Here is a 26,108-nt window from a genome sequence, read left to right as displayed (position 1 = left end):
GCTTTGTAAAAGTCCTTAACCAATTTCGTAAAGGACATTGTCAAACAGTCGCCGGAGGGTCCACGATGCCCCCACCCCCATCCGGAGAGAGGTGCACCGTGAGACTCGTCAAACTCGCCGCCGTCGCCGTCGCCGCCCTGGTCGTTCTCGGCGCCTGCGGTTCGGGAGACGACTCGTCCTCGTCCGGTGGCGGAAAGACGATCGCGCTCTTCCTCCCCGAGTCGAAGACGACCCGCTACGAGGCGTTCGACCGGCCGCTGTTCGAGGCCAAGGTCAAGGCCCTGTGCGCGGACTGCAAGCTGCTCTACTTCAACGCCGACCAGGACGCGGCCAAGCAACAGCAGCAGGTCGAGGCCGCGCTCACCCAGGGTGCGAACGCGCTGGTCCTGGACGCGGTCGACGCCGGCGCGGTCGCGCCGCTGGTCAACCGGGCCAAGAAGGCCGACGTTCCGGTCATCGCCTACGACCGGCTGATCTCCGGCATCGCCTACGACTACTACGTCTCGTTCAACAACGTCCGGGTCGGCGAGATGCAGGGGCAGGCCCTGCTCGACGCGCTGACCAAGGCCGGGACGACCACCAAGGGCCAGATCGTGATGATCAACGGGTCGCCGACCGATCCGAGCTCGGCCGACTACAAGAAGGGCGCCCACAACGTCCTCGACGGCAAGGTGAAGATCGGCCGCGAGTTCGACACCCCGGACTGGAGCCCGGACAAAGCCCAGCAGGAGATGGAGCAGGCGATCACCGCGCTCGGCCGCACCAGCGTCGTCGGCGTCCTGTCGGCCAACGACGGCATGGCCAGCGGCGCGATCGCGGCGATGAAGCGGGCCGGCTATCCGACTCTCCCGCCGATCACCGGCCAGGACGCCGAGCTCGCGGCCGTCCAGCGCATCCTCACCGGTGAGCAGTACATGACGATCTACCTCGACATCCGCAGCGAGGCCGAGAAGGCCGCGGAGCTCGCCGTCGCGGTCGTCCGCGACCAGAAGACGGACGCCCCGGCCAAGGTCGACAACGGCACCGCGCAGATCCCGTCGTTCCTGCTCGACCCGATCCCGGTGACCGCCGACAAGATCAAGGACACGATCGTCAAGGACGGCTTCTACACCGCGGCCGACCTCTGCACGGCCCCGGTCAAGGCGGCCTGCGCGCGAGAGGGCATCCAGTAGTGTTCGCCGCCTCCGGCGTCTCGAAGACGTACGGCGCGGTCCAGGCTCTGGACGACGTGAGCCTGGACCTTCCGCCGGGCGAGGTCGTCGCGCTCGTCGGCGACAACGGCGCCGGCAAGTCGACGCTGGTCAAGGTGCTGTCCGGGGTCGTGATCCCGGATTCCGGAACGGTCGAGCAGGACGGCGCGCCGGTGCGCCTGCAGTCCCCGCACGACGCCCAGCGGCTCGGGATCGCGACCGTCCACCAGGACCTCGCGCTGTGCGAGAACCTGGACGTGGTCGCGAACCTGTTCCTGGGCGCCGAGCGGCACCGCTGGTCGCTGCTGCGTCCGATCCGGATGGAACGGGCCGCCCGCGATCTGCTGACCTCGCTCGACGTCCGGATCCGGGACATCCGGGTGCCGGTCGCGATGCTCTCCGGGGGCCAGCGCCAGTCGGTCGCGATCGCGCGCGCCCTGGTCGCCGACCCGCGCGTCGTCATGCTGGACGAACCGACGGCCGCGCTCGGCGTCGAGCAGACCGCGCAGGTCCTCGACCTGATCCGACGGCTGCGGGACCGCGGCCTGTCGGTGCTGGTCATCTCCCACAACCTGGCCGACGTGACCGCGGTCAGCGACCGCATCGCGGTCCTGCGGCTGGGCCGCAACAACGGGAGCTTCCGCACCGCGGACACCACTCCGGAGGAGGTCGTCGCCGCGATCACCGGCGGCGTCGCCGTCGCCGGCTCACCGAAGGACCTCGCATGACGACGCTCCGCCTGCCGCTGCCGCTGCGACGCCCCCGGCCCGGCGCCGACCTCGGGGCCTGGCCGATCGCGGCCGGGCTGATCCTGATCGCGATCGTCTTCAGCTCGCTGAACGACCGGTTCCTGTCGCCCGAGAACCTCACGAACCTGGCCCTGCAGATGGCCGCGACCGGCACGATCGCGCTCGGCATCATCATGGTGGTGCTGCTCGGCGAGATCGACCTGTCGGCCGGCTCGGTCAGCGGCCTGGCCGCGGTGATCATGACGATCCTGTCGGTGAAGCACGGCTGGCCGCCGCTCGTCGCGATCGCGGCCGCGCTGGTCGGGGCCGCGCTGATCGGGCTGCTGCACGGCTGGATGCGCACCCGCCTGGGCATGCCGTCGTTCGTCGTCACGCTGGCCGGGCTGATCGGCTGGCAGGGCCTGATGCTGTACCTGCTCGGCCGGGGCGGGACGATCAACCTGCCGTTCGACGGGTTCGTCGCCGAGCTCAGCGACACCTGGCTGCCGGGCTGGGCGGCCTGGGGAACGGTGGTGCTGATCGTCGCGGTCTGCACCGGCAGTGCGCTGATCGTCCGCCGGTGGCGGGCCGCGGCCGGCCTGCCGGCCACGTCGGTGATCCGGACGGCGCTGGGCCTGGGCGCGCTGGCCGTCGCGCTGGTCGTCGTCGTGCTCGTGCTGTCGGCCGACCGCGGGGTCCCGTTGCTGCTGGTGCTGTTCGCGGCCCTGGTCGTGGCCCTGGACCTGGTGTTGCAGCACACGCTGTTCGGACGCCACCTGTACGCGGTCGGCGGCAACGCCGAGGCGGCCCGGCGGGCGGGCATCAACGTGACCCGGATCCGGATGATCGCGTTCGTCGCCGGATCCACGCTGGCCGCGGCCGGCGGCATCCTGGCCGCCAGCCGGCTCTCGGCCGTCAACCAGAGCTCGGGCAGCAGCGACACGCTGCTGATGGCGATCGCCGCGGCCGTGATCGGCGGGACGTCGCTGTTCGGCGGGCGGGGACGGGCCTACGCGGCGCTGCTCGGCATCGTCGTGATCCAGTCGATCACCAACGGCATGCTGCTGCTCAACGTGGACTCGTCGGTGCGCCTGATGGTGACCGCCGCGGTTCTCGCGGTCGCGATCGCCTTGGATTCGGTGCCGCGCCGAGACCAGCTCGGATGACCGACGCCCGGGTCCTGGCCATCGACTTCGGCGGCACCAAGATCGCGCTCGCGGCGGGCTCGGCCGACGGCCTCCCCGACCCGATCGTGCGGCTGCCGACCCTCGGGGCGGCCGGGGCGCTGCAGGCCGTCCACCGCGCGTTCGACGCGGCCCGCGCGCTGCTGCGCGGTCCGGCCGCGGTCGGCGTGTCGACGTTCGGGGTGCTGACCGACGGCCTGGTGCGGCTGGCGCCCAACGTCCCCGGGTGGGACGGCCTGGCGCTGCCCGCGCTGCTGCGCGACGAGTTCGGGGACGTCCCGGTCGCGATCGCCAACGACGTGAACGCCGGGGCCGCCGCCGAACTGCGCTGGGGTGCGCTGCGCGGGGTCGACGTCGGGCTGTACGTCAACGTGGGCACCGGGCTCGCGGTCGGGCTGGTGGTCGGGGGCCGGGTCGTGGCCGGGGCGCACGGCGCGGCCGGCGAGGTCGGCTACCTCCGCGGGTCGGATGCCGACGGGTACTTCGCCGACGGGCAGGCGCCGCTGGAGGACGTCGTCTCGGGCGCGGCGCTGAGCCGGCGCGGGTCGGCGCTGCTCGGCCGTCCGGTGACGGCGGCGGAGCTCTTCGGGCTGCGGGGGCGGCCGGAGGTCCGGGCGTTGCTGGACGAGACGATCGGGACGCTGGCCCGCACGATCGCGAACCTCTGCGTGACGATCGACCCAGCGCGGGTGGTGCTCGGCGGCGGGCTGATGGGGGCGGCCGAGCACGTCGTGCCGCGGGTGGAGGCCGAGTTGCGTCGTGCGGTGCCGTTCCCGCCGGAGCTGGCGCTCGCCCGGTTCGTGGACGATGCACCGCTGGTCGGCGCGCTGGCGCTGGCGTTGGAGCTGTGACCGTGGCATGGATCAGCTCGCAATGGGTAGCCCGTCGATGACGGAGCGCAACCGGGACGTCTCGTCAGCCGATTGGTGACGCCCCGCGACGCCGGGGCGTCCTGCGAGAGGAGCAGTCCATGACGCAGTCGCCCCCGCCGAAAGTCAGCCCCGAAGCGTTAGCGGATGCCCGGACCGAAACCGCGACCGGAACCGCCCGGAAGGGCGGGAAGCGCGGCCGGGCCGGGATCGCCGGACTGGCCGGGGCCGGGTTGCTCGCGGTCGTGACCACGGTGGTCCGCCGGAAACGGCGGTCGGCCGCCGCGCCGACGTCGAAACGCTTCCGCCGCGCCCAGCCCGCGCCCCGGAGAACCCGCCGACGCTGAGCCCCCTGGCGCGAACGTCGGGAGAGGACCGCCGCAGCGCCCGCGCGGTCCTCTCCCGGAACCGCCCGGCGGCTGGCGGCGGGGGCGGAATTTCCCTCCATCGTGGAGCGAGGGCGCTACCGTGTGGCGCGGTGCCCCTTGACCTCCGCTGGAGGTCCCTCCGGCGGATTTCCGAAGAGGGAGATGGCATGTCGTTCGCCACCGAGATCGACCAACGGATCCTGCGCGACCCGGCCGCCGGGCGGCAGCAGGCCGCGGAGCTCGCCCGGATGGGCCGGGACGAGCAGCAGCTCCGGCACGCGCAGCGCACCCTGACCGACCGGCGCGAAGGCCTGCGCTCCGAGGACGCCCGGCACGTCCCGATCGACCACCTCGACACCGGCGCCGGGCCGGTCGGGCTGATCGCCCGGGGCGAGGTGCTCGTCGCCGGGGAGGAGTCCGCCACCGAGCGGACGATTCTGGCGTCGGCCGGGTTCGGCCTGGTGTCCGGTCTCGACGGTCTGCGCCGGTACCTCAAGCCCGGCGCGCCGGTCGACGACGTCGTCGCGGTGATCGGCCGGTTGACCGAAGCCGAGTCGATCGCGGCCCCGAACTACGTCATCGTGGCCGGTCACACCGTCAAGGCCGCGGCGCCCGGCGAGATCCGGGCCGGGATCGTGCTCAAGTCGGTGCTCACGCCCGGCGAGATCACCGCGGGCATCGTCATGAAGACCGCGATGTGCGCCGGCGGCCCCCGGCCCACCACCTCCGAGCCGCCCGCCCGGCGCACCGACGACGACCGGGGCACCGGCGTCCGCGTCGCGGTGCTCGACACCACGATCGACCCGTCCGACGTGTTCGCCCTCCACGGCCTCCTCTCCGACGTCACCGTCGACAGCCCACCCGCCGTAGACGGCCCCGATCTCGACACGGCCGCGGGCCACGGCGCCTTCGTCGCCGCCCTGGTGCGCCAGGTCGCGCCCGCGGCCGCCGTCCAGGTGCTTCCGGTCCTGGCCGGCGACGGGCTCGGCACCGAGTACGCGCTCTGCGAGGCACTGCACCGGCTCGCCGCCGCGCCCACCCCGCCGCACCTGGTCAACCTGTCGCTCTCGGCCGCGACGGCCGGTGATGCGGTCCCGGTCGGCCTGCCCCGCGCGCTCGACGCGCTGCTCGCCCGGCATCCGGAGACCGTCGTCGTGGCCGCGGCCGGCAACAACGGCTCCGACGTCGCCCCCTGGCCGGCCGCGCACCGGGACGTCGTCGCCGTGGCCGCCGTGGACGCGGACGGCGAGCCGGCCGCGTACAGCAACCGGGGCGAGTGGGTCGACTTCAGCGCACCGGCCGACGGGGTGGTCAGCGCCTACCCGGCCGGCTCCGGCTTCGCGGCCTGGACCGGCACGTCGTTCGCCGCGCCCCAGGTCGTCGGCGCGCTGGCCGGGAAGATCGGCGACGGGCAGACCGGACCCGAGGCGCTGGCCGCGCTCCGGGCCGAGTCGTCGCCGCGCCCGAACGTCGGCCACGTGCTGTAGATGCTCCGGACCCGGCCGACCACCGAGTTCACCGGCTACCTCGCCGCCTGGACCAGCTCCGCGCTGGGCGACGGCCTCCGAGCGACCGCGTTACCGCTGCTGGCCTCGAGCCTCGCCGCCGGTCCGCGCGGGGTCGCGGTGGTCGCCGCGGCCGGCGGGGCGCCCTGGCTGGTGTTCGGGCTCGTGTCGGGCGTGTTCGTGGACCGGTGGCCGCGGCTGCGGATGATGGTCGCGGTCCAGCTGACCAGGGCGGCGGCGCTCGGCGCGCTCGCCGCCCTGGTCGCCGCGGATCTGGTCGGGATCCCGGTGCTGGTCGTGGTCGCGTTCGTGCTCGGCACCTGCGAGGTCGTGTTCGACGTCGCCGCGCACAGCGCGCTGCCGTCGATCGTCCCGCGGGAGCAGTTGCAGAAGGCGAACTCGCGGCTGCTGCTCGGGGAGATCTCGATGGCCGAGCTGGCCGGGCCGCTGATCGGCGGGGTGCTGTTCGCGGTCGCGGCCGTCCTGGCCGTGGCCGTGAATGCGGCCGCGTTCCTGGTGGCGTTCGGGCTGCTGGCCCTCACGGTCGGCTCGGCCGGGCGCCCGGAGCCCCGGGAGCCCGGCTCGATCGGCCAGGATCTGCGCGACGGCGCCCGGTGGTTCTTCCGGGCCCGGACCGTGCGGGCGATCTCGGTGCTGTCGGTCGCGGTGAACCTGGCCAGCGGCGGGTTCCTGGCGATCCTGGTGGTGCTGGCCCGGGAGCGGCTCGGCGTCGGCGCGGTGGGGTACGGGGTGCTGGTCGCGGTGGGGTCGGTGGGTGGCCTGATCGCCGGTGCGGTCGGCGACCGGCTGGCCGGGGCCGGGCAGCGCCGGGCGATCTGCCTGGCCGCGGGCCCGGTCATCGCGGCCGCGTTCCTGGCCGTCGGAGTGTTCCCGACCTGGCCGGTCACCGCGCTCGCGCTGGCCGTCTGGGGCGCGGCGGCCACGCTGTTCAACATCGTCGCGCTCTCGTTCCGGCAGGCCGCGGTGCCGGACGAGATGCTCGGCCGGGTGACCGCCGTGCACCGGTTCCTGGTCTGGGGCGCGCTCCCGCTGGGCGCGCTCGCCGCCGGGTTCCTGGCCGACGCCGCCGGGGTCACCGCGGTGGCCCCCGCGGCGGCGGCCGTGGTCGCGGTCGGCGTGCTGGCCGTCTGGCGCCCGCTCAGCCAGGCGCCCCGGGACCAGTTCGCGCTCTGACCAGTAGCCTGACCGGCATGTGTCCCTGCGGTTCGCGCCGGCCCTACGCGGAGTGTTGCGAGCCGTTCCACCGCGGCGGCGCGGCGCCCACCGCCGAGGCGCTGATGCGGTCGCGGTACAGCGCGTTCGCCCGCGGGCTGGCGCCGTACCTGCTGGCCACCTGGCATCCGTCGACCAGGCCCGATCACCTCGCTCTGGACGTCGGACTGACCTGGCGCGCCCTGCAGATCGTCGACACGGTCGACGGCGGGCCGGACGACGACACCGGGGTCGTCGAATTCCGCGCGATCGCGCGGACGGCCGACGGCGAACGGGTGGAGCAGCACGAACGCAGTACGTTCGACCGGATCGGCGGCCGGTGGGTCTACCGCGACGGAGGCACCGGACCGCTCGTCCGGTGATCAGGGACGCCCGGCTCCGGAGAACGGCATGTAGTTGATGCTGGTGATCTTGACCGACTCGCCCGGCTGCGGCGCGTGCACGACCTGGTTGTTGCCGATGTAGACGCCGACGTGCTCGAGGCCATAGAAGAAGACCAGGTCACCGGCCTGCAGGTTCGACCGGGACACGTGCCGGATCTGGTAGTACTGCAGGTGCGCCGAGTGTGGCAGCGAGACGCCGGCCTGGGCCCAGGCCATCTCGGTCAGGCCGGAGCAGTCCCAGGCGTTGGGCCCGGCCGCGCCGAAGACGTACGGTTCGCCGAGCTGGGCGAGCGCGAACCGGGCCACCCGGGCGCCGTTCCCGGTCGCGGGCCCGTCGTAAGTCGCCGGCGGGCGGCCGGACGAGGACGAAGATGAAGATGAACCCGAGCGCTCCGGTTTCGGCGTCGGCTTCGGGGTCACCGTCCGCTTGATCCGCTCCCACTTGGTGACCTGCTGGGCCAGCTCGGCCTTGCGGCCGTCGAGCTGCTTCTGCAACCGCGTCGCGGTCTTGACCTGCAGGTCGACGCGCGCCCGGGCATCGTCGTAGTCCGCCTGCCGGGTCCTGGCCCGGGCGAGCGTGGTCCGCTGCTGGTCGCTGAGCCAGGTCAGCGTGGCCATCCGGTCGAGCAGGTCGCCCGGCCCGCCCTCGAGCAGCGAGGCCCCCGGCCGCAGCCGGCCGTCCCGGTAGGCCGCCTGCGCAATCTCGCCCACCTGGTCCTGGGCCGCGTCCAGCGCGGCCTGCGAGGCCGCCAGCTGCCGCTGCAGGCCCACCTGCTGCGCTTTCGCGCGCTTCAGCTGCACCCGCGCGCTGTTCGCCTGCTCGTTGACGTGATCCATCTGGACGCCGAGAGCCTGCAGTTGCCGCTCGGCGTCCGCGGGCGACGGCGCCGCCGTGGCACCCCCACCGGGCAACAGAGCCAGGCCGAGTACGGCTACCACCGCTCCAAGCACGGCCATCGGACGACGAGCAGAACCCATAGGGGAACCCTGACTCACCGTTCCGGGCCCCACGCACCCCGTAGCCCTGCATTTTGTTGAGTCTTATGACCCCTTTAACGACGGGCCCAGCGCGAATACCGGGCCGCGAGCAGCACCTGCTCGGTCGGCGCGAAGCCCTCCGGAGCACCGGCCCGGCGCCAGGTGTCGGGCGCCTGACCGGGGGCCAGCCACTCACGGCGCCAGATGCCGAGCGCGGTGTCCAGGTCGGCGAGCTCGGGCACGACCGGCGTCCGCAGGTGCTCGGCCCACAGGCGTACCCGCAGGTCGGTCACGGCCGAGCCGGTCGTCACCATCGCGCAGGTCAGCTCGCTGTCGGTGCCGACCATCGACCGGCTGAAGAAGTTCGCCGAGCCGATCGAGGCGAACACGTCGTCGATCAGCATCAGCTTGGTGTGCACGGTCAGGTCCCGGACGCGGTACATGACGACGTTCAGCCGGGCCGCCGGCGGCAGCTTGCGGATGACGTGCCGTCTCAGGTCGCCGGTGATCACCGGGCGGACCGTGCTGTCGCCGCCGTCGGCCGGGTCGCGGCGGCCGGACCCGACCAGGATCACCTTCACCCCGCGCTCGGCCGCCGCCCGCAGCTCGCCGAACAGCTCGAAGTGGCGGTTGCCCCCGGGTGACTCGTGGAAGTACTGGTCTTCCAGGTAGATGTAGCGGCGGGCGGCCCGGATCGCGGTGATCAGCGTGTCGTAGACCTCGTGGGTGCCGGTCCGGACGACGACCGGCGTGCGCAGCCGGCGCCAGCCCATCCGGCGGTACACCCGCCACGGGGCGTACGAGCGCAGCACCCGTAACGCGACGCCGGTCGTCGGCTGCGGCGGCTGGGCGGCGATCGGCGGCACGGTCGGCGGAGCGTCGGGCGGGTTGATCACCGTGATGCCGCCGCGCGGAAACGTGAAGTAGCGCCGCGGGATGACCTTGGCGATGAAGCGCGGCGGCAGTTTGGCCGCGTTCTCCCAGCGGCTCCGGAAGACCTCGTGGACGCGCTCGGCCGCTGGCCCGGTCAGCCGCGCGGCCGCGTCGTGCCATCCCCACCGGTACTGACGCAGCCGGAGCCGGTCGTGCGGCGAGGCGTCCCACCGGCTGGGCAGCAAGTCGAGACCGCCGACGAACGCCGTCACGACCCCGCCGAGGCAGAACACGACGAGCTTCTGATGGTTGGAGCCCAGCACCGGCCCGGACCAGTCCAGCAGGACGTTCTTGAGCAGCGGCGGCTCGGCGACGTCCCGGGTGGTCGGGCGCCAGTCCCGCATCGCCCGGGCCGCGACGACGTTGGCCCGGAACGGCCCGAACGGCAGCCAGGGCACGCCCCCGGAGTACTCGGCCGCACTCAGCACCACCCGGACGTCGGCGCCGTCGGCGGCCTTCTCGGCCAGGATGTCGGTGAACGGGCGCTCGTTCCGCCCGGTCAGGTCCAGGTCGGGGTCGGCCGAGTAGCTGGCGATGTAGAGGCCGTCGCCCGGGCCGACCCGGTCGAGCAGCTCGGTCAGCTCCCGGAAGTAGTCGACCCCGTCGACGATCGGCTGCCAGCCGGAGTCCTCGACGAACGTCGGGCAGGCGTCGCTCGCGGCCGGGAAGAACCGGGCGGCCAGCGCACCCACGTCACCGACGTCCGAGATCACACCGCTGATGCTAGCGATCCCGGTGGTTAGGGTGCGTTCATGACCACTGCTGTGCGATTCGGGCTCGTCGGGTACGGCTTCGGTGCCCGGTACTTCCACGCCCCGCTGCTCCTGGCCGCGCCGGAATGCGAGCTCATCGGCGTCCTGACCTCCTCGGACGAGCGCCGGGCGCTCGTCGGACAGGAAGTTCCCGGCGCTCCGACGGTGGCGAGCCTGACCGAGCTGGCCGACCTCGGTGCCGAGGCGGTCGCGATCTCGACGCCGGCCGACACGCACAGCGCGCTGACCGACGAGGCGCTCCGGCTCGGGCTGGCCGTCGTCTGCGACAAGCCGTTCGCGCTGACCGCCGAGGCCGCGCGGACGTCGGTCGCGCTGGCCGCGAGCCTCGGGCTGGCGCTGAGCCCGTACCAGAACCGGCGGGAGGACTCGGACTTCCGCACGGTCCGGGCGCTGGTCGACGGTGGGACGCTGGGCACGGTCACCCGGCTGGAGTCCCGCTTCGAGCGCTACGCGCCGCAGGACGGCCCCGGCGCGGCCGGCGGCGGCACGCTCCTCGACTTCGGCAGCCACCTGGTCGACCAGGCGCTGTTCCTGCTCGGCCCGGTCCGGTCGGTCTACGCCGAGCTGCGCGACCGCGACTCCGGGCTCGACGACGACGTGTTCGTCGCGCTCACGCACGCCTCCGGCGCGCGCTCGCACCTGTGGGGCAGCTGGAGTCAGTTCGCGCCCGGCCCCCGGTGGCGGGTCACCGGTACCGAGGGGACGTATGTGGTCGCGGCCAGCGACGGCCAGGAGGCGCAGCTCATCGCCGGGGCGCCGCCGGAAGAGTGGGGCGTGGAGCCGGCGGAGAGTTCCGGGACCGTGTACTCGGCCGGCTCCTCCGGCGTGCGGCCGACCGAGCGCGGTCGCTGGGATACGTTCTACCCGCGTTTCGCGGCCGCGGTCCGCGGCGACGGCCCGCCGCCGGTCGACCCGGCCGACGCCGTCGCCACTGCCGTCGTGCTGGACGCGGCCCGCGTCAGCGCCCGCACCGGAGAGGTCGTGACCGTATGAGCGAGTTGCAGACGCTGCTGGCCGAGGAGGAGCGCCTGGTCTTCCCGCGCTTCGACGAGCACACGGCGTGGGAGCTCGGCAGTGCGCTGCGGGCCGCCGCTTCCGCCGAGCGGCTGCCGGTGGCGATCGCGATCCGGCGCGGTGCCCAGCAGCTGTTCCACGCCGCCCTGCCCGGCGCCTCGGCCGACAACGACGGCTGGCTGCGCCGCAAGGCCGCGGTCGTCGAGCGGTACGGGCACTCGTCGTACTACGTCGGCAGCCTGTTCCGGGCCGACGGCGGGGACTTCGACACGGACTCGCGGCTCGACACCGGGCGGTTCGCGGCCCACGGCGGGGCGTTCCCGCTGATCGTCGCCGGGGCCGGGTGCATCGGGTCGGTCGCGGTGTCGGGGCTACCCCAGGTCGACGACCACCGCTTCGTGGTCACTCACCTGGAGCGCTTCCTCGCCGGCTGAACCGGGCCGAGGGCGGGCACCGCGGCGCTGGTGGGCGGAAGGCCTGCTGGCCGCGGGCTTCGTCGCGCTCACCGCCGCGCTGGTCTGGTGGCCGCCGATCCTGGACGTCGACCGGGCGGTGCGCGACTGGGCTGACGCCCACCGGCCGCACTGGCTGCACACGATCCTGGTCGGGTTCGACCTGCTCGGTCAGCGCGGTATCGCGTTGCCGCTGGTGCTGGTCGTGGCGGCCGTGCTGTCGATCCGGTGGCGGACGCCCCGCCCGCTGGCGCTCGCGGTCGTCGCCGGGGCGGTGAACAGCGTCCTGATCGAGGTGCTGAAGCAGTGGACGTCCCGGGGCGCCCCGCACCATGGCTCGATCGCGATGTTCAGTGGGGATCCGGCGGTGGAGTATCCGTCCGGGCACGTCAGCAACGGGCTGGTGTACTACGCGGTGCTGGCGTTTCTGGTGGCCTGGCCGCCGGTTGCCCGGGCGGTTCTGCGGTGGCTGCCCGGCGTGCTGGTGTTCGTCGGGACCACGTATCTGGGGTGGCACTGGCTGACCGACAGCGTCGGCGGCTACCTGCTCGGCCTGCTCCAGGTCCTCCTGCTCACCCGCCTCCGCTGGCCCCACCGGGAGACCGGCTAGCGAGTGTCCTGTAAGTCATCGGAGTCAGAGCACGATCGCGGCGAAGATGGGTTCTGACCGGAAGTAGGCCATGCGTTTCGCGTAGCGTTCGGGCAGGTCACGCCACGGGGCACCGGTCCGGCCCGATCTGTCGGCTCTCCACTACCCACCACGCCACACGGCTACCAGAAGCCGCAGCTCAACCACTTACAGGACACTCGCTAGCCCGGGCGGATCTCGCCCGAGCCTCGGGGGATCAGGCGGGTCGGGATCGTGTGGACGACCGGCGGCCAGACCTCACCGTCGAGGCGGCGGAAGATCAGCGACGCGGCCAGCGCGCCCATCGCCGACGGGTCCTGCGCCACCACCGTCACCCCGGGCTCCAGCAGGTCGGCCAGCGGGAAGTCGTCGAAGCCGACGAGCGCGACCGACCGCTGGCGTCCCCGGGCCCGCAACGCCCGGATCGCGCCGATCGTCACCAGGTTCTGCGCGGTGAACAGCGCGGTCGGCGGCGCCTGGCCGTCGAGCAGCCGGTGCACGGCCCGCTCGGCCGCGTCCTCGGTGTGCCGGTCCTCGACCACGTGGCCCGGGTCGGGACGGATCCCCGCGCCGGCCAGCGCGTCCCGGTAGCCCTGGAGACGGTCCTGGGCGGTGGCGATCGACCGCAGGTCGCCGACGTAGCCGATCGCGCGATGACCGGCCGCGATCAGGTGCTCGACGGCCTGCCGCGCGCCGGCCCGGTTGTCGATCAGCACGGCATCGGCCCGGACGCCGATCGGCGGCCGGTCGACGAACACCACCGGGGTGCCGCCGAGCATCTCGGTGGTCAGGTAGGCCTGGTTGTCGCTGGCCGCCGCGATCACCAGGCCGTCGATCTGACGCCCGAAGAACGTGCTGATCAGCGCCCGTTCCCGGGCCGGATCCTCGTCGACGCTGCCGGACAGGATCGAGACGCCCCGGGCGCGGGCGACGTCCTCCATCGCCCGGTGCAGCGCCGACGAGAACGGGTTGGCGACGTCCTCGAGCACCGCGCCGATCGTCGCCGTACGCCCGTTGGCCCGGCGCAGCGCGCTGGCCGTGACGTTGGGGCGGTAGCCCAGCTGATCGATCGCCGCCGTGACCGCCGCGACCTTCGCCGCGGTGACGCCCGGCTCGTGGTTGACGACCCGGGAGACGGTCTTCGGGCTGACCGCGGCCAGCCGGGCCACGTCCCGCAGCGTCGCCCGGCGACGGGGCTGGGCGGGCTCCATGGCCGCCGAATATGTCCTATCCCGACAACGTTGTCAACACTGTGGAGACCAATTAAATCCAACTCAGACCTGCGTATTGACTCCACCGATTCAGAAAGTCGAGACTCGCCGACAACGTTGTCAGGCGAAGGAGCAGGACAATGAATCGACGTGTTTCGAGTGTTCTCATCGCGACCGCCCTCCTACTGGCCTCCGCCGCCTGTGGAGACAGCGGCAGCGGCGACGACGAAGTGTCGGTCTCCCTGATCACGAAGAATTCGACGAACCCGTTCTTCGTCACGATGCAGCAGGGCGCCAAGGAATCCGCGAAGGCCGAGGGCGTGAAGCTCACGATCGCCGCCGGCAAGGAAGACGGCGACGAGCAGACCCAGGTGCAGGCGATCGAGGACGCCATCGCCCGGGGCGACAAAGGCATCCTGATCACGACGAACGGCCCCGGCGTCAACCCGGCGATCAAGAAGGCCCGCGAGGCCGGGCTCTACGTGATCGCGCTGGACACTCCCCCGGATCCGCCGGACACCGTCGACATCACGTTCGCCACCGACAATTTCCGGGCCGGCGAACTGATCGGCAAATGGACGGCCGCACAACTCGCCGGCAAGCCGGCCACGATCGCGATGCTCGACCTTTTCAACGACAAGATCGTCTCGGTCGACTACAACCGCGACCAGGGCTTCCTGACCGGAATGGGCATCCCGACCGGCGACAAGATGAAGAACGGCGACGAGGCCAAGTCCGGGAAATACAGCGGCGGCACGTATCAGATCGTCTGTAACGAGCCGACGACCGGCGCCGAGGACGGCGGCCGCACCGCGATGGAACGGTGCCTGGCCAAGAACCCGGCGATCAACGTCGTCTACACGATCAACGAGCCGGCCGCCGTCGGCGCGCACAAGGCCCTGGAGGCCGCCGGCGTCAAGAATCCGCTCGTCGTCTCGATCGACGGCGGGTGCGACGGAGTGCAGCAGGTGAAGGACGGCGTGATCGGCGCGACCTCGCAGCAGTACCCGATCAAGATGGCCCAGCTCGGGGTCAAGGCGATCAAGCAGCTCGCCACCGGCGGGAAGAAGCCGTCGGTCACCAGCGGCAAGGACTTCTTCGACACCGGCGTCGCGCTGGTCACCGACAAGGCCGCGACCGGCGTCGAGAGCATCGACACCACCAAGGGCACCGAGCTCTGCTGGGGCAAGTCGTGACCGCGACGATCCAGACGGCGGCCGAGCAGTTCGCGCTCCGCCGCCGGTCACCGCTCCAGCGCGTGCAGCACCTACTGCACGGCTACCCGGCGATCAGCCCCCTGCTGGTCCTGATCATCGCGTTCGCGGTGTTCTCGGCGCTCAACCCCCGGTTCGCCCAGCCCGCGTCGCTGTCGCTGCTGCTCCAGCAGGTCGCGGTGATCGGCGCGCTCGCGGTCGGCCAGACGCTGATCATCCTCACCGCGGGCATCGACCTCTCGGTCGGGGCGGTGACGATCCTGGCGATGATGGTCGGAGCCAAGCTGGCCGAGAACAACGGCATCCCGGGCGTGCTCGCGGTGCTGGTCGCGATCGGGCTCGGCGTGGTGGCCGGGCTGGTCAACGGCACGCTGGTCACCCGGATCGCGCTGCCGCCGTTCATCGTCACGCTGGGGACGCTCAGCGTCTTCACGGCCATCGGCCTGCTGTACACGAGCGGGCAGAGCGTCCAGGCCGACAAGCTGCCCGGGTTGCTCAACTGGACCGGCGAGACGTTCGGGGCCGGGCGCTGGCGGATCAGCTGGGGCGTCGTGATCGTCCTGCTGCTCTACGTCGGCGTCGGGTTCGCGCTGGCCAACACCGCCTGGGGACGGCACGTCTACGCGGTCGGGGACGACAAGGAGGCCGCCCACCTGGCCGGTATCCGGGTGAACCGCGTGCTGATCAGCGTCTACGTCGTGGCCGGGGCGATCTACGGCCTGACCGCCTGGATCCTGATCGGACGGGCCGGGGCAGCCAGCCCGAACGCGATCGTCGACGCGAACCTGGAGAGCATCACGGCCGTCGTCATCGGCGGCACCAGCCTGTTCGGCGGACGCGGGGCGCTGCTGGGCACGCTGCTCGGCGCGCTGATCGTCGGCGCGTTCCGCAGTGGCCTGTCGCTGGCCGGGGTCGACGACCAGTGGCGCGTGCTCGCCGTCGGCCTGCTGGTCATCACCGCGGTGGCGATCGACCAGTGGATCCGGAGGGTGAAGGCATGAGCCCCGAACCGGTCCTCTCGGCCCGCGGCCTGGTCAAGACGTTCGGACGGGTCATCGGCCTGGACGGCGTCGACCTCGACCTCTACCCCGGCGAGGTGCTCGCAGTCATCGGCGACAACGGCGCCGGCAAGTCGACGCTGATCAAGTGCCTGACCGGTGCGCTCACCCCGGACGCCGGCGAGATCCGCATCGACGGCGACGAGGTGCACTTCCGCGGCCCGTTGGACGCCCGGGCGGCCGGCATCGAGACCGTCTACCAGACCCTCGCGGTCGCGCCCGCCCTCGACATCGCGAGTAACCTGTTCCTGGGCCGGGAACGCCGGCGGCCCGGCGTGCTCGGCAGCGTGTTCCGGATGCTCGACAAGAAGGGCATGCGCGACGAGGCCGCCACCGCGCTGAGCGACCTCGGCATCGGGACCCTGCAGAACATGGCCCAGCCGGTCGAGACGCTCTCCGGCGGTCAGCGGCAGGCCGTGTCGGTGGCCCGGGCGGCCGCGTTCGGCAGCAAGGTCCTGGTGCTCGACGAGCCGACCGCCGCGCTCGGCGTCCGCGAGTCCGGCCAGGTGCTGCGGATGATCGAAGAGGTCCGGTCGCGCGGGCTCCCGACGATCCTGATCAGCCACAACATGCCGCACGTGTTCGAGGTGGCCGACCGGATCCACATCCAGCGGCTGGGACGGCGGGCCGGGGTGATCACGCCGCAGTCCCACACGATGGCCGAGGCCGTCGCGATCATGACCGGCGCGGTCACGCTAGAAGACCGTGTAGCCGCCGTCGATGACGAGGATCGAACCGGTCATGAACGCTGACGCTTCCGAAGCCAGGAACACGGTGGCCGGCGCCATCTCCTCCGGCCGGGCATAGCGCTGCTGAGGGGCGTCCTCGATCCAGTACCGGCGGAACTCCGGACGGTCGACGGGCGCCATCTCGGTGTTGACGTAACCGGGCGCGAGCGCGTTGACCCGGATGCCCAGCGGCGCCCACTCGGCGGCCAGCGACTTGGTCAGGTGGTGCACCGCGGCCTTGGACGCGTTGTACGCGGCCTGCGGCTGCGGGCGATTCACGATGTACCCGGACATCGATCCGACGTTGATGATCGTGCCGCCGCCCGGCGTCAGGTGCCGGGCGGCTTCCCGGCTGCTGCGCCACAGCGCCTTGACGTTGAGGTCGAACACCGCGTCCCACTCGTCGTCGGTGGCCTCGAGGGCCGGCTTGTGGATGCAGGCGCCGGCGTTGTTGACCAGGACGTCCAGGCCGCCGAGGGCGTCGGCGGCGGCGTCGATGAGGCCCGGTCCGGCGGTGAGGTCGCCGGTGACCGCGGAGACGTCGTGTCCCTCGGCCCGCAGCTCCTCGACCGTGTGCGCGGCCACCTGGGCGTCCCGGCTGATGATCGCGACCGCGGCCCCGGCCTCGGCCAGGCCCCGGGTGAGCGCTTTGCCGATGCCCCGGCTGCCGCCGGTGACGACGGCCCGCTTGCCGGCCAGCGAGAACGTGTCGAGAACCGCCATGGTGAACTCCTTCGGGCGCCAGGTGTAGAGAACGTAGGTTATGCCGGGTATGGCGCCCGGACGTCGTCGGAGCCGGAGCCCGGGTCCCGAGGTCGCCCCCGGGACCCAGGTCTCTCCCTAGGACGTGTGGTGCACCTCGGCCAGCGCGTAGACCGGGGTCGGGATGCCCTCCAGCCGGGCCTTGAGCTGCAGCGCGAGGTAGAGCGAGTAGTAGCGCGACTGATGCAGGTTCCCGCCGTGGAACCACAGCCCCTCCTGCCGGGTGGGCTTCCACATGTTGCGCTCCTCGCCCTCCCACGGGCCCGGGTCCTTGGTCGTGTCGGAGCCGAGCCCCCACACCTTGCCGACGGCGTCGGCCATCTCCTGGCCGACGATGTCGGCGGCCAGGCCGTTCATCGAGCTGTAGCCGGTCGCGTAGACGACGACGTCGGCCGGTAGCTCCTGGCCGGTGTCGAGCCGCACGCCGTGCTCGGTCAGTTCGACCACCTGACCCTGGGCCAGCTTGACCTCGCCGCTCGCCACGAGCTCGGCCGCACCGACGTCGATGTAGTAGCCCGATCCGCGGCGCAGGTACTTCAGGAACAACCCGGACCCGTCGTCGCCCCAGTCGTGGCGGAAGCCGGACTTCTCCAGCCGCTGGTAGAAGTCCCGGTCGTGCTCGGCGATCGCCTCGTAGACCGGGATCTGGACGGTCGGCAGCAGCCGGTAGGGCAGCGACGCGAAGATCGTGTCGGCCTTGTGCGTGGTGACGCCCGCGGCCACGGCCCGCTCGGAGTAGAGGTCGCCGAGCGCGATCTCCATCAGCGAGTCCGACCGCACGATGTGCGTCGAGCTGCGCTGCACCATCGTGACGTCGGCTCCGACCTCCCAGAGCGCGCCGCAGATGTCGAACGCCGAGTTGTTCGACCCGATGACGACGACCTTCCGGTCTTTGTACGCGTCCGGCCCCGGGTGCTGCGAGCTGTGGTGCTGCTCGCCGGCGAACACGTCCTGCCCCGGGATGACCGGCACGTTGGGCTTCCCCGACACCCCGAGGGCGAAGACGAGGTGCTTCGGGTGCAGCACGACGGTCTGGCCCGCGCGGTCGACGGTGACCGTCCATTCCTTCTCGACGTCGTCCCAGCGGGCGTTCGTGGCCGTCGTGGAGCCCCAGTAGTTGACCTCCATGACCCGGGTGTACATCTCGAGCCAGTCGCCGATCTTGTCCTTCGGCGCGAACACCGGCCAGTTCGTCGGGAACGGGATGTACGGCAGGTGGTCGTACCAGACCGGGTCGTGCAGGCAGAGGGATTTGTAGCGGCTGCGCCACTGGTCACCGGGGCGCTCGTGCTTGTCGACGACCAGGTGGTCGATGCCGAGCTGGCGCAGCCGCGCCCCCAGCGCGATGCCACCCTGGCCGCCGCCGATGACCACGACCTCGGGGTGCGGGTTCTCGAGCTCGGCGGTGCGGCGTTCCGTCCAGGTGACGCGGTCCTTCCGGGCGCCGTGGTCCACGCCCTTCGGGCGCGTCTCCTCGTGGCCTTTCAGCTCGTCGAGCGTCGTCAGCAGCGTGAAGGCACCCTCGTCGGTGAGCCGTAACAGGCCGGAGCCGCGTCCGACGGCGGTCTCGAACGTGAAGTACGCGGTCGGGACGCCGTCGACGTCCTCGGCCTCGGTGACGCGGAAGTTCGACGCGGCGGCCGAGGTCGCGGCGGCCAGGTCGCGCACGCCCGCGCGGTTCTCGGCGGTGGTGATGTTCCAGGTGAACGCGACGAGGTCGCGCCAGAAGCTCGTGGGGGCGAAGAGCGCGGCGACGCGGTCGGGGTCGCGGGCGGCGAGCGCGGCTTCGAAGTCGTGGAGCCAGGATGTGGTGACGTCGGACGGCGTTCGAGACATGACACTCCTTTGGTTCATGTGCTCAGGTGCCTACCGACGGTCGCTCGTCGGCGACGATTGGTCAACGGTCGAGCTGGACAGACGCTCGCGCTAACCACGGATGGGGGCGGCGGCGGTGCCGCGGGCCGCGAGCGGCTCCGCGCCGTGCTGGACTGGGACGCTCCACCGCCGATCGTCGGCGAGGTACCGCGGTGGCCACCGCGTCGCCGGACCGGCTGCGACCCCGCGGCCGGCCACCCGGATCAGCGGCGACTTCACCGTCGTCTACGGTCCCGACGCTGCGGTGCACGGATCGCTGAATTGGCGTCGAATCGGGGGTGTTGCGGGCGGGCGGGGCGCCGGACACTGGGCTCATGCACGACCTCCTGATCGGTGTGCACGCGGTCGCCGCCATCGCCTGCTTCGTCGCCGGGTGCACTGTGGTCGCCCGGCTCCCGCGATCGGTCCGGTCGCCCGGATTCCTGACGTTCGCGGTGGCCGGTCCCATCGCGGTGGCCGCGCTGATCGCGGTGATCCTCGTCGACTGGAGCGGACTCCCGACCGCCAAGCGGCTGACGTTCGGCGGCCTGGCGCTGCTGGGGCTGTATCTCCTCTGGCGGATCCGGGGTGCGACGGCGGCACTCCGCGATCGGCCGGCGGCCTGGGAGGTAGCGTTCATCGGCCACGTCGGGTTCGTCCTGATCTCGCTGTTCGACGGGTTCGCGATCGTGACCGCGCTGGACCTGCACGCACCCGGGGTGGTCGTCGCGGCCTGCGCGGTGCTCGGCGTGGTGGCCGGGGTGGCCGCCATCCGCCTGGCCACCCGCCGGGAGGAGCGGGCTCGGACCGCGACGTCCTAGTCTGGACGAACCGGCCGGAGGAGGAACGCCGTGAACGCGAAGGTCGACGCGGTGGTCCGGGCCTGCCGGGTCGCGAGCTCCGAGGTGGCGCTGTTCGAGGCCGTCTCCGATCAGCTGCACGACCTGGTCCCGTTCGACGGCGCGGCCTGGTTCGCCACCGACCCGGCCACCCTGCTCGGCACCAGCGCCGTCCGGGTGGAGAACATCGGCACCGGCCACTGCGAGTCCTACTGGGAACGGGAGTGCCTCGTCGAGGACGCCCTGCTCTTCCGGGACGTGGCCCGCAGCTCCCCGGGCGTCGGGACACTCTACGACGTCACCGGCAACCGGCCGGCCAGCAGCGCCCGCTTCCGCGAGTACCTGGCTCCGCAGGGCTACGGCGACGAGCTCCGGGCCGCGTTCCGGCTCGGCACCACGACCTGGGGCGTCCTCGACCTGTACCGGGAACGCTCGCGCGCGCCGTTCACCGCCGGTGACCGCGAACAGATCCAGCAGATCGTCCCGCCGGTCGCCCGGGCGCTGCGGGCGTTCGCGGCCGGGACGCGGAGCCCGGCCGCGCCCGCGGGCCCCGGCACCGCGCTGTTCGACGCCCGCGGCACGCTGCTCTCGCTCGACGCCCAGGCCGAGATTCTGTTCGCGGAGATCGGCGGCCCGGACTGGCGGGCGTTCCCGGCCACGATGACCCCGGTGCACGCGATCACGGCCCGGGCCACCGCGGTCGTGCTCGGCCGGGACCCCGGTCCCGCGGTCACCCGGCTGCGGGCCGCGTCCGGGCGCTGGCTCTCCCTGCACGCGTCCCGGCTGCGCGGGCCGGACGGCTCCCCCGGGCCGACCGCGGTGACCGTGGAACCCGCCCGCGCGGAACAGATCGCCCCGATCCTCGTCGCCGCGCACGCGCTCACCCCGCGCGAGCAGCAGGTCACCCGGGCCGTGGCACGCGGGCTGACCAGCCAGGAGATCGCGGCCGAGCTGTTCCTCTCGCCGCACACGGTGCGGGACTACCTCAAAACGATCTTCGCCAAGGTCGGGGTGAGCAGCCGGGGCGAACTCGTGGCCACCGTGTTCGCGTACCCCGCAAACGAGGGGTGACGGCCGCTCCCGGCCCGTTCCAGGGTGAGAGGACAGCACCGACCCTCGGAGGAACGCAGTGGAGATGACTGATCGGCACGTCCCGGACGAGTGGACGCCGGGCCGGACCGTCGTGTTCACCGGCGCCAGCGTCATCACGATGGACCCGGCGGTGGGCGACTTCGTCGGCGACGTCGTCGTCACCGGCCCCACGATCACCGCGGTCGGGCCGGGCGCGGGCGCCTCGGCGCCGGCCGGCGCGCTGGTCGTCGACGCCACCGGCACCGTGATCACGCCGGGGCTCGTCGACGGGCACGTGCACGCCTGGGAGGGCGCGCTGCGCGGGATCTCGCCGGACAGCGACATCATGGCCTACCTGAACCTCACCCACACCACGCTGGCCCCGCTGATGACGCCCGACGACGTCGCGATCGGGGAACGCGTCACAGCCGTGCGGGCGATCGAGCAGGGCGTCACGACGATCGTCGACAACAGCCACAACGTCCGGAGCCTGGAGCACGGGCAGGCGGTCGTCGGCGCGCTCCGCGAAGCGGGGCTGCGCGCGGTCGTGGCGGCCGGGGTCGGCCTGGGTCAGCCGGACGCCCACCTGCACCGGGCCGTCCTCGACCTGCGGGACTCGACGGCCGACGACCCGCGGATCGACGTCCGGCTGATGGAGCTGTTCCCCTCGGTGGCGGGTCTGACGTTCGCGGCCGAGAACGGGCTCGGGCTGGTCGCCGAGACGATCGCCGGGATGGGCGACCTGGACGCGGTGATGACGCCGGAGCTGCTCGGCCCGCACGTCACGCTCGACCACGTCCTGGGCCTGGCCGACGCCCACTGGCGGGCGATCGCCGACAGCGGGGCGGCGATCGCGCTGGTGCCCCGGTCGGATCCGCACTACGGGCTCGCGGTCGCCGGCCCGGTGCTCACCGCGAACCGGTTCGGCGTCCAGGAGGCGATCAGCACCGACAACGAGTTCGAGTACGGCAGTGACCTGCTCGGCGAGCTGCGCACGCTGCTGATCACCCAGCGCGGCCAGGCCTACGCGGCCGCCCAGGCCGGTTCCGCGGATGCCCCGCGGCCGTACGGGGTCCGGGACGCGCTGCGGGCGGCGACCGTCGGCGGGGCCCGGGCCGCCGGTCTGGACGGGACGATCGGCGTGCTGCGGCCGGGCGCCAAGGCCGACCTGACCGTGTTCTCACTGGCCCGGCTGCGCCCGATCGCGTCCCACCTCGGTGCGGTGGCCAGTTACGCCGAGTCGCAGGACGTCACCGCGGTCGTCGTCGACGGGGTACCGCGGAAGTGGAACGGCGCGGTGCTCGGCGTCGACCGGGACGACCTGGTGCGGCAGGCCGAGGCGAGCCGGGATCGGCTGCTGAAGCAGGTCGGGGTCGAGGTCGACGGGCTCCGCTTCAGCGGAGCCCTCGAACTGCCTTCCTGAGCCCGACGGGCCCGAGGCCCTCAGCGGTCCCCGACGAAGCGGTCGAGCACTCCGCCGACAGTCCCGACGATCCGGGTGCCGGGGAGCCGGTACGGGTACGTCGTGGCCGCGTCCTCGGGCAGGCGGACGCCGAGACCCGGGCCGGACGGGACCGCGAGCGAGCCGTCCTCGATCGCCTCGATGCCGAACTGCTTGCCACCCCCGAGCGCTTCCCAGGCCGGCTCCAGGAAGAACGGGTACTCGACCAGGTTGATGTTGTGCACCGACGCCGCCACCGCCAGGTTGGCGGCGAGCGCGACCGGACCGGCGCAGATGTGCGGCACGACCCGCGCTCCGTAGAACGTCGCGATTCCGGCGACGGCCCGGGCCTCGGCGATCCCGCAGGTCGAGGCGTCGGGCTGGACGACCGAGATGCCGTCGTTGGCCAGCGCGTCGAGCATGTCCTCCCGTCCGTAGAGGTGCTCGCCGTAGGCGATCGGGACGCTCGACCGGGCCGACAGGGCCGCGATCGCCGCCCGGTTGGCCTGCGGGATCGGCTCCTCGAACCAGCGGATGCCGAGGTCGCCCAGCCGCTCGGCGACCTGCATCGCGGTCGGCAGCGTGAACGTGTCGCTGCCGTCGATCATCAGCTCGAGGTCGTCCGGGAGCAGGTCGCGCAGCTCGGTGAGCGTGCGCAGGTCCTGCTGCCAGCGCGGGCCGACGCGGACCTTCGCGTACCGGACGCCCCGCTCCAGGAGCGGGGCGAGCAGGTCGGCGTGGAACTGGGCCGGGCCCTCGTCGAGGAACGTCGAGGACGCGTAGACGTTCACCCGGTCGCGGACCTGGCCGAGCTGCTCGCTGACCGATCGTCCGGCGGCCTGGGCGACGAGGTCCCAGAGCGCGATCTCGACCGCGCTGCGGGCGTGAGCCGCGACGCCCTTCTCGCCCAGCCGACGCCGGGTGGCCAGGCGCAGGTGCTCGACGACCGGTTCGACGACGACGAACTCCCGGCCGACGAGCAGCGGCGACAGCACCTGGGTGATGATCTCGCCGATCACGCCGGCGTAGGTGGCGGCGTAGCTGTCGCAGGCCTCGCCGTACCCGACCAGGCCCTCGTCGGTCTCGATCCGGACGAACGAGAACGACATGGGCTCGCGGCCGAGCTCGACGGTCACCGGGATCGGCGTGACGGCTGTGATCTTCATGGACCAGGATCCTCGACCCGGCTCGTCCCGGAAGTCAAGATGCCATCTCGCGATGTGCCTACCGCGGGGCCGGGATTGGCAGGCCGGCCGCTCCGAGCACCTCGTCGGCCTCGGCCTCGCGCGGGCTGAGCGCGACCTCGCGAACCCGGGGCAGGGCCCAGGCGACCAGCACGGCGGCCGCCGCCGCCAGCACCGCCCCGACGACGAACGTCGCGACGAACTGCGCCTCACGGGGCAGCGGGACCGGGCCGGGGATGGGGTTGCGGGTCGTCATCGTGACGACGAACGCGGTGCCCAGCGACATGCCGACCGAGCGGGCGATCGAGTTGACGCTGTTGGCGATGCCGGTCTCGGCCGGCTCGACGTTGGCGATGAGCAGCGCGGGCAGGGCTGCGTACCCGAACGTGACCGCGCTGTTGACGATCAGCGCCCCGACGATCACCTGCCAGGTGGCCGAGTGCAGCACGGCCAGCAGCGCGAAGCCGACGCCGGCCAGCACGGCCGCGACGATCAGCGTCGTCTTCGCGCCGAAGCGGGCGACGAGCCGGCCGCCGAGCGGCGCCGAGATGACCCCGCTGGCCGTACCGGGCAGCAGGTAGACGAGGCTCGCCGCGAGCACCGAGGCGCCGAAGCCGTAGCCGGCGATCCCGCGCGGGGTCTGCACCAGCGCGGACACGGCCAGGAACACCGCGAACATCGAGAAGCCGAGGAACAGGCCGACGAGGTTGGCCACCACGATCGGCCGGTGGCTGAGCATCCGGGCGCTGACCAGCGGGTGCGCGATCCGTCGCTCGAACAGCACGAACACCGCGAGGACGACGGCGGCGGCGGCCAGGCAGCCGAGCACCCGGACCGAGCCCCAGCCCCAGCCGTTGCCCTCCTCCATCGGGAGGATCAGCAGCACGAGGCCGAGGCCGAGCAGAGCCGCACCGGCCCAGTCGAGCCGGCCGGTGGCCACGCCCGCGCGCCGGGGCAGCAGCCAGACGCCGGCCAGGCCGACGGCGGTGAGCGCGGCGGCCAGCCAGAACAGCTCGTGGTAATCGCCGCCGTGGCGCATCAGCACGCCGGTCACCACCAGGCCGAACCCGGCGCCGACCGAGAGCATGCCGCTGACCAGGGCCATCGCACCGGTCAGTCGCCGCGGCGGCAGCTCCTCGCGGAGCATGCCGATCGACAGCGGGAACAGGCCGAAGCTGGCCGCCTGGGCCACCCGGCCGGCCAGCAGCAGCGGAAGGCTCGACGTGGCCGCGGCGAGCACCGAGCCGAGCAGGACGACCGTCAGCACGCCGAGCATCACCGGACGGCGGCCGTAGAGGTCGCCCAGCCGGCCGAGCAGCGGGGTGAACACCGCGGCCGCGAGCAGGTTGGCGGTCACCACCCAGCTGGCCGCGCTGGTCGAGACGCCGAGGTCGGCCTGGATGTCGGCGACCACCGGAACGACGAGGGTCTGCAGCGCCGAGACGAGGAGCACCACGTAGCAGGCGACGGGCAACGCAAGGCGCGTTCGAAAGGACATGAGCCGAACGTAGACGGCGCGCCGAGGATTCTCAACACTGTGTCGAAAATGAAAGACGTGACGTCGATTGCTGTTAACGTGGGGTCCGTGCCAGCCACGAAGAGCCGCCGTGCCCCCACGAAGGGCGACCAGCGCGAACAGGCGTTGATCGACGCCGCCCGGGCCGTGTTCCGCGACCGGCCGATCAGCCAGGTGACGATCGACGAGCTGGCCGGTGCGGCCGGCATCGCGCGCTCGGGGTTCTACTTCTACTTCGAGTCCAAGCAGGCGCTGCTGGCCGCGGTCGTCGACCAGGGCATCGCCGAGGCCGACCTGGAGATGGCCGAGTGGCTCGCCGCCGAGGGGCTCGACCGGGCCGCGCTGCGCCGAGGGCTGGCCGCGGGGCTGGCCCGCTGGAAGATCGACGGTCGCTGGCTGCGCGAAGCGTTCATCACGCCGGATCCCGGCCCGGAGGTGCAGCACGTCCGTAACCGCCTGGTCGACGAGGGCTGCGGGCACTTCAGCGACCGCATCGAGCGCGACGCGCGGGCGGGCCGGACCGTGCCGGGGCCCCCGGCGCTGATCGCCAAGATGGCGGTGAATTTGCGGGTCATCACGTTCGCGGACGTGTATGCGAATCCGGGCGAGTACGACGAGGACGAGGTGCTCGATACGTTGACCGACGCGATCTTGCGCCTGGTCTATGGGGAGACGCCGACGGAGGCCGGGCGGTAGCGACGGGCCGCTCTTCGAGCGGGCGGGCGGCGCCCGATGGCCGCGTTGCCGCCGGCGAAGCCGGGTGAGTGGCCGCGGGTCGTTGCTGAGTTCGGGCGTCGGGCGCAGGCCTGCGGAGTGACGGGGCGCGCCGGTCGGCTCGACCGTGGTCGGGCCCGCCAGCATGCTTCATCTGGCGGCCGATGCGGGACGGCCGTGGGCGCTGCTGGGCACCGCCGGCCAGGCCGGAGACGCATCTCCGTTCCGGTCCGTGATCGAGGCCGTCCGCGCGAGCAGCCGAGCCAACGGGTCCCGGA

At 72.6% G+C, this 26,108-nt stretch carries 25 protein-coding genes; 18 read left to right on the top strand and 7 right to left on the bottom strand.

What is annotated here, in order from left to right; all coding sequences use genetic code 11:
* The first annotated feature begins 65 nt into the window (after positions 1-65).
* From FL583_RS31165 to FL583_RS31130, 8 genes are all read left to right on the top strand, one after another.
* A complete protein-coding gene (locus FL583_RS31165; RefSeq protein ID WP_142708442.1) occupies positions 66-1,172 on the top strand; it encodes a sugar ABC transporter substrate-binding protein in 1,107 nt (368 codons plus the stop codon).
* Positions 1,172-1,918, top strand: a complete 747-nt coding sequence (locus FL583_RS31160; protein WP_142708441.1) for an ATP-binding cassette domain-containing protein — start codon at positions 1,172-1,174, stop codon at positions 1,916-1,918. The genes FL583_RS31165 and FL583_RS31160 overlap by 1 nt, the downstream gene beginning before the upstream one ends.
* On the top strand, positions 1,915-3,084 hold the full coding sequence (locus tag FL583_RS31155) for a sugar ABC transporter permease (RefSeq protein WP_142708440.1): 1,170 nt from the start codon (positions 1,915-1,917) through the stop codon (positions 3,082-3,084). Before FL583_RS31160 ends, FL583_RS31155 begins: the two co-directional genes overlap by 4 nt.
* Complete coding sequence (locus FL583_RS31150; protein ID WP_142708439.1) at positions 3,081-3,953, top strand: ROK family protein; 873 nt, start codon at positions 3,081-3,083, stop codon at positions 3,951-3,953. Before FL583_RS31155 ends, FL583_RS31150 begins: the two co-directional genes overlap by 4 nt.
* A gap of 119 nt (positions 3,954-4,072) precedes the next feature.
* Entirely contained in the window at positions 4,073-4,318 is a 246-nt protein-coding gene (locus FL583_RS31145) for a hypothetical protein (protein ID WP_142708438.1), read from the top strand.
* A gap of 188 nt (positions 4,319-4,506) precedes the next feature.
* The gene (locus tag FL583_RS31140; RefSeq protein WP_142708437.1) at positions 4,507-5,826 is read left to right on the top strand and encodes a S8 family peptidase; all 1,320 of its coding nucleotides are present in this window, start codon (positions 4,507-4,509) and stop codon (positions 5,824-5,826) included.
* Complete coding sequence (locus FL583_RS31135) at positions 5,827-7,038, top strand: MFS transporter (RefSeq protein ID WP_142708436.1); 1,212 nt, start codon at positions 5,827-5,829, stop codon at positions 7,036-7,038.
* Positions 7,039-7,055: 17 nt separating this feature from the next.
* Positions 7,056-7,439, top strand: coding sequence for a YchJ family protein (locus FL583_RS31130; protein ID WP_142708435.1), 384 nt, complete (start codon positions 7,056-7,058; stop codon positions 7,437-7,439).
* On the opposite strand, the gene FL583_RS31125 is transcribed toward FL583_RS31130, so the two are convergent.
* Entirely contained in the window at positions 7,440-8,417 is a 978-nt protein-coding gene (locus FL583_RS31125) for a C40 family peptidase (protein WP_170323962.1), read from the bottom strand.
* Between the two features lie 95 nt (positions 8,418-8,512).
* Positions 8,513-10,084 carry a phospholipase D-like domain-containing protein gene (locus FL583_RS31120; protein ID WP_205752620.1) on the bottom strand — a complete coding sequence of 524 codons (1,572 nt, stop codon included), beginning with the start codon at positions 10,082-10,084 and terminating at the stop codon, positions 8,513-8,515.
* Positions 10,085-10,123: 39 nt separating this feature from the next.
* Between FL583_RS31120 and FL583_RS31115 the strand changes: the two genes are divergently transcribed.
* From FL583_RS31115 to FL583_RS31105, 3 genes are all read left to right on the top strand, one after another.
* Positions 10,124-11,137, top strand: a complete 1,014-nt coding sequence (locus tag FL583_RS31115) for a Gfo/Idh/MocA family protein (protein ID WP_142708433.1) — start codon at positions 10,124-10,126, stop codon at positions 11,135-11,137.
* Entirely contained in the window at positions 11,134-11,592 is a 459-nt protein-coding gene (locus tag FL583_RS31110) for a heme-degrading domain-containing protein (protein WP_142708432.1), read from the top strand. The genes FL583_RS31115 and FL583_RS31110 overlap by 4 nt, the downstream gene beginning before the upstream one ends.
* A 118-nt stretch (positions 11,593-11,710) precedes the next feature.
* Complete coding sequence (locus tag FL583_RS31105) at positions 11,711-12,220, top strand: phosphatase PAP2 family protein (RefSeq protein WP_170323961.1); 510 nt, start codon at positions 11,711-11,713, stop codon at positions 12,218-12,220.
* A 200-nt stretch (positions 12,221-12,420) separates the two neighbouring features.
* Here FL583_RS31105 and FL583_RS31100 read toward each other — a convergent pair whose 3' ends face one another.
* Positions 12,421-13,449 carry a LacI family DNA-binding transcriptional regulator gene (locus FL583_RS31100; protein ID WP_142708430.1) on the bottom strand — a complete coding sequence of 343 codons (1,029 nt, stop codon included), beginning with the start codon at positions 13,447-13,449 and terminating at the stop codon, positions 12,421-12,423.
* A gap of 140 nt (positions 13,450-13,589) precedes the next feature.
* On the opposite strand from FL583_RS31100, the gene FL583_RS31095 reads away from it, so the two are divergent.
* From FL583_RS31095 to FL583_RS31085, 3 genes are read left to right on the top strand one after another with little or no spacing between them, the layout of a single operon-like run.
* On the top strand, positions 13,590-14,645 hold the full coding sequence (locus FL583_RS31095; RefSeq protein ID WP_142708429.1) for a substrate-binding domain-containing protein: 1,056 nt from the start codon (positions 13,590-13,592) through the stop codon (positions 14,643-14,645).
* Entirely contained in the window at positions 14,642-15,664 is a 1,023-nt protein-coding gene (locus tag FL583_RS31090; protein WP_142708428.1) for an ABC transporter permease, read from the top strand. Before FL583_RS31095 ends, FL583_RS31090 begins: the two co-directional genes overlap by 4 nt.
* Complete coding sequence (locus FL583_RS31085; protein ID WP_142708427.1) at positions 15,661-16,473, top strand: ATP-binding cassette domain-containing protein; 813 nt, start codon at positions 15,661-15,663, stop codon at positions 16,471-16,473. Before FL583_RS31090 ends, FL583_RS31085 begins: the two co-directional genes overlap by 4 nt.
* Here FL583_RS31085 and FL583_RS31080 read toward each other — a convergent pair.
* Entirely contained in the window at positions 16,417-17,172 is a 756-nt protein-coding gene (locus FL583_RS31080) for an SDR family NAD(P)-dependent oxidoreductase (protein WP_142708426.1), read from the bottom strand. The genes FL583_RS31085 and FL583_RS31080 overlap by 57 nt on opposite strands.
* Positions 17,173-17,289: 117 nt before the next feature.
* Positions 17,290-19,065, bottom strand: coding sequence for a flavin-containing monooxygenase (locus tag FL583_RS31075; protein ID WP_142708425.1), 1,776 nt, complete (start codon positions 19,063-19,065; stop codon positions 17,290-17,292).
* Between the two features lie 335 nt (positions 19,066-19,400).
* Here FL583_RS31075 and FL583_RS31070 point away from each other — a divergent pair, with 335 nt between their 5' ends.
* From FL583_RS31070 to FL583_RS31060, 3 genes are all read left to right on the top strand, one after another.
* Positions 19,401-19,886: a hypothetical protein gene (locus FL583_RS31070; protein WP_142708424.1), complete on the top strand. Its 486-nt coding sequence runs from the start codon at positions 19,401-19,403 to the stop codon at positions 19,884-19,886.
* Between the two features lie 30 nt (positions 19,887-19,916).
* Positions 19,917-20,975 (top strand): response regulator transcription factor, encoded by a 1,059-nt coding sequence (locus FL583_RS31065; protein WP_142708423.1) that lies wholly within the window; start codon positions 19,917-19,919, stop codon positions 20,973-20,975.
* 64 nt (positions 20,976-21,039) lie between these two features.
* Positions 21,040-22,398 (top strand): amidohydrolase family protein, encoded by a 1,359-nt coding sequence (locus FL583_RS31060; protein WP_142708422.1) that lies wholly within the window; start codon positions 21,040-21,042, stop codon positions 22,396-22,398.
* Between the two features lie 20 nt (positions 22,399-22,418).
* Here the strand turns inward: FL583_RS31060 and FL583_RS31055 are convergent, their stop codons facing one another.
* Both FL583_RS31055 and FL583_RS31050 read right to left on the bottom strand, forming a co-directional pair.
* Entirely contained in the window at positions 22,419-23,582 is a 1,164-nt protein-coding gene (locus FL583_RS31055) for a mandelate racemase/muconate lactonizing enzyme family protein (RefSeq protein WP_142708421.1), read from the bottom strand.
* Positions 23,583-23,640: 58 nt separating this feature from the next.
* On the bottom strand, positions 23,641-25,098 hold the full coding sequence (locus FL583_RS31050; protein ID WP_205752619.1) for an MFS transporter: 1,458 nt from the start codon (positions 25,096-25,098) through the stop codon (positions 23,641-23,643).
* 87 nt (positions 25,099-25,185) lie between these two features.
* Here FL583_RS31050 and FL583_RS31045 point away from each other — a divergent pair, with 87 nt between their 5' ends.
* Positions 25,186-25,812 carry a TetR/AcrR family transcriptional regulator gene (locus FL583_RS31045; RefSeq protein ID WP_205752618.1) on the top strand — a complete coding sequence of 209 codons (627 nt, stop codon included), beginning with the start codon at positions 25,186-25,188 and terminating at the stop codon, positions 25,810-25,812.
* Positions 25,813-26,108: the final 296 nt, after the last annotated feature.

The organism is Cryptosporangium phraense (assembly GCF_006912135.1).
Classification (GTDB): domain Bacteria; phylum Actinomycetota; class Actinomycetes; order Mycobacteriales; family Cryptosporangiaceae; genus Cryptosporangium; species Cryptosporangium phraense.
Note: the sequence above shows the minus strand (reverse complement) of the source record. Positions and strands in the feature narration are given on the sequence as shown.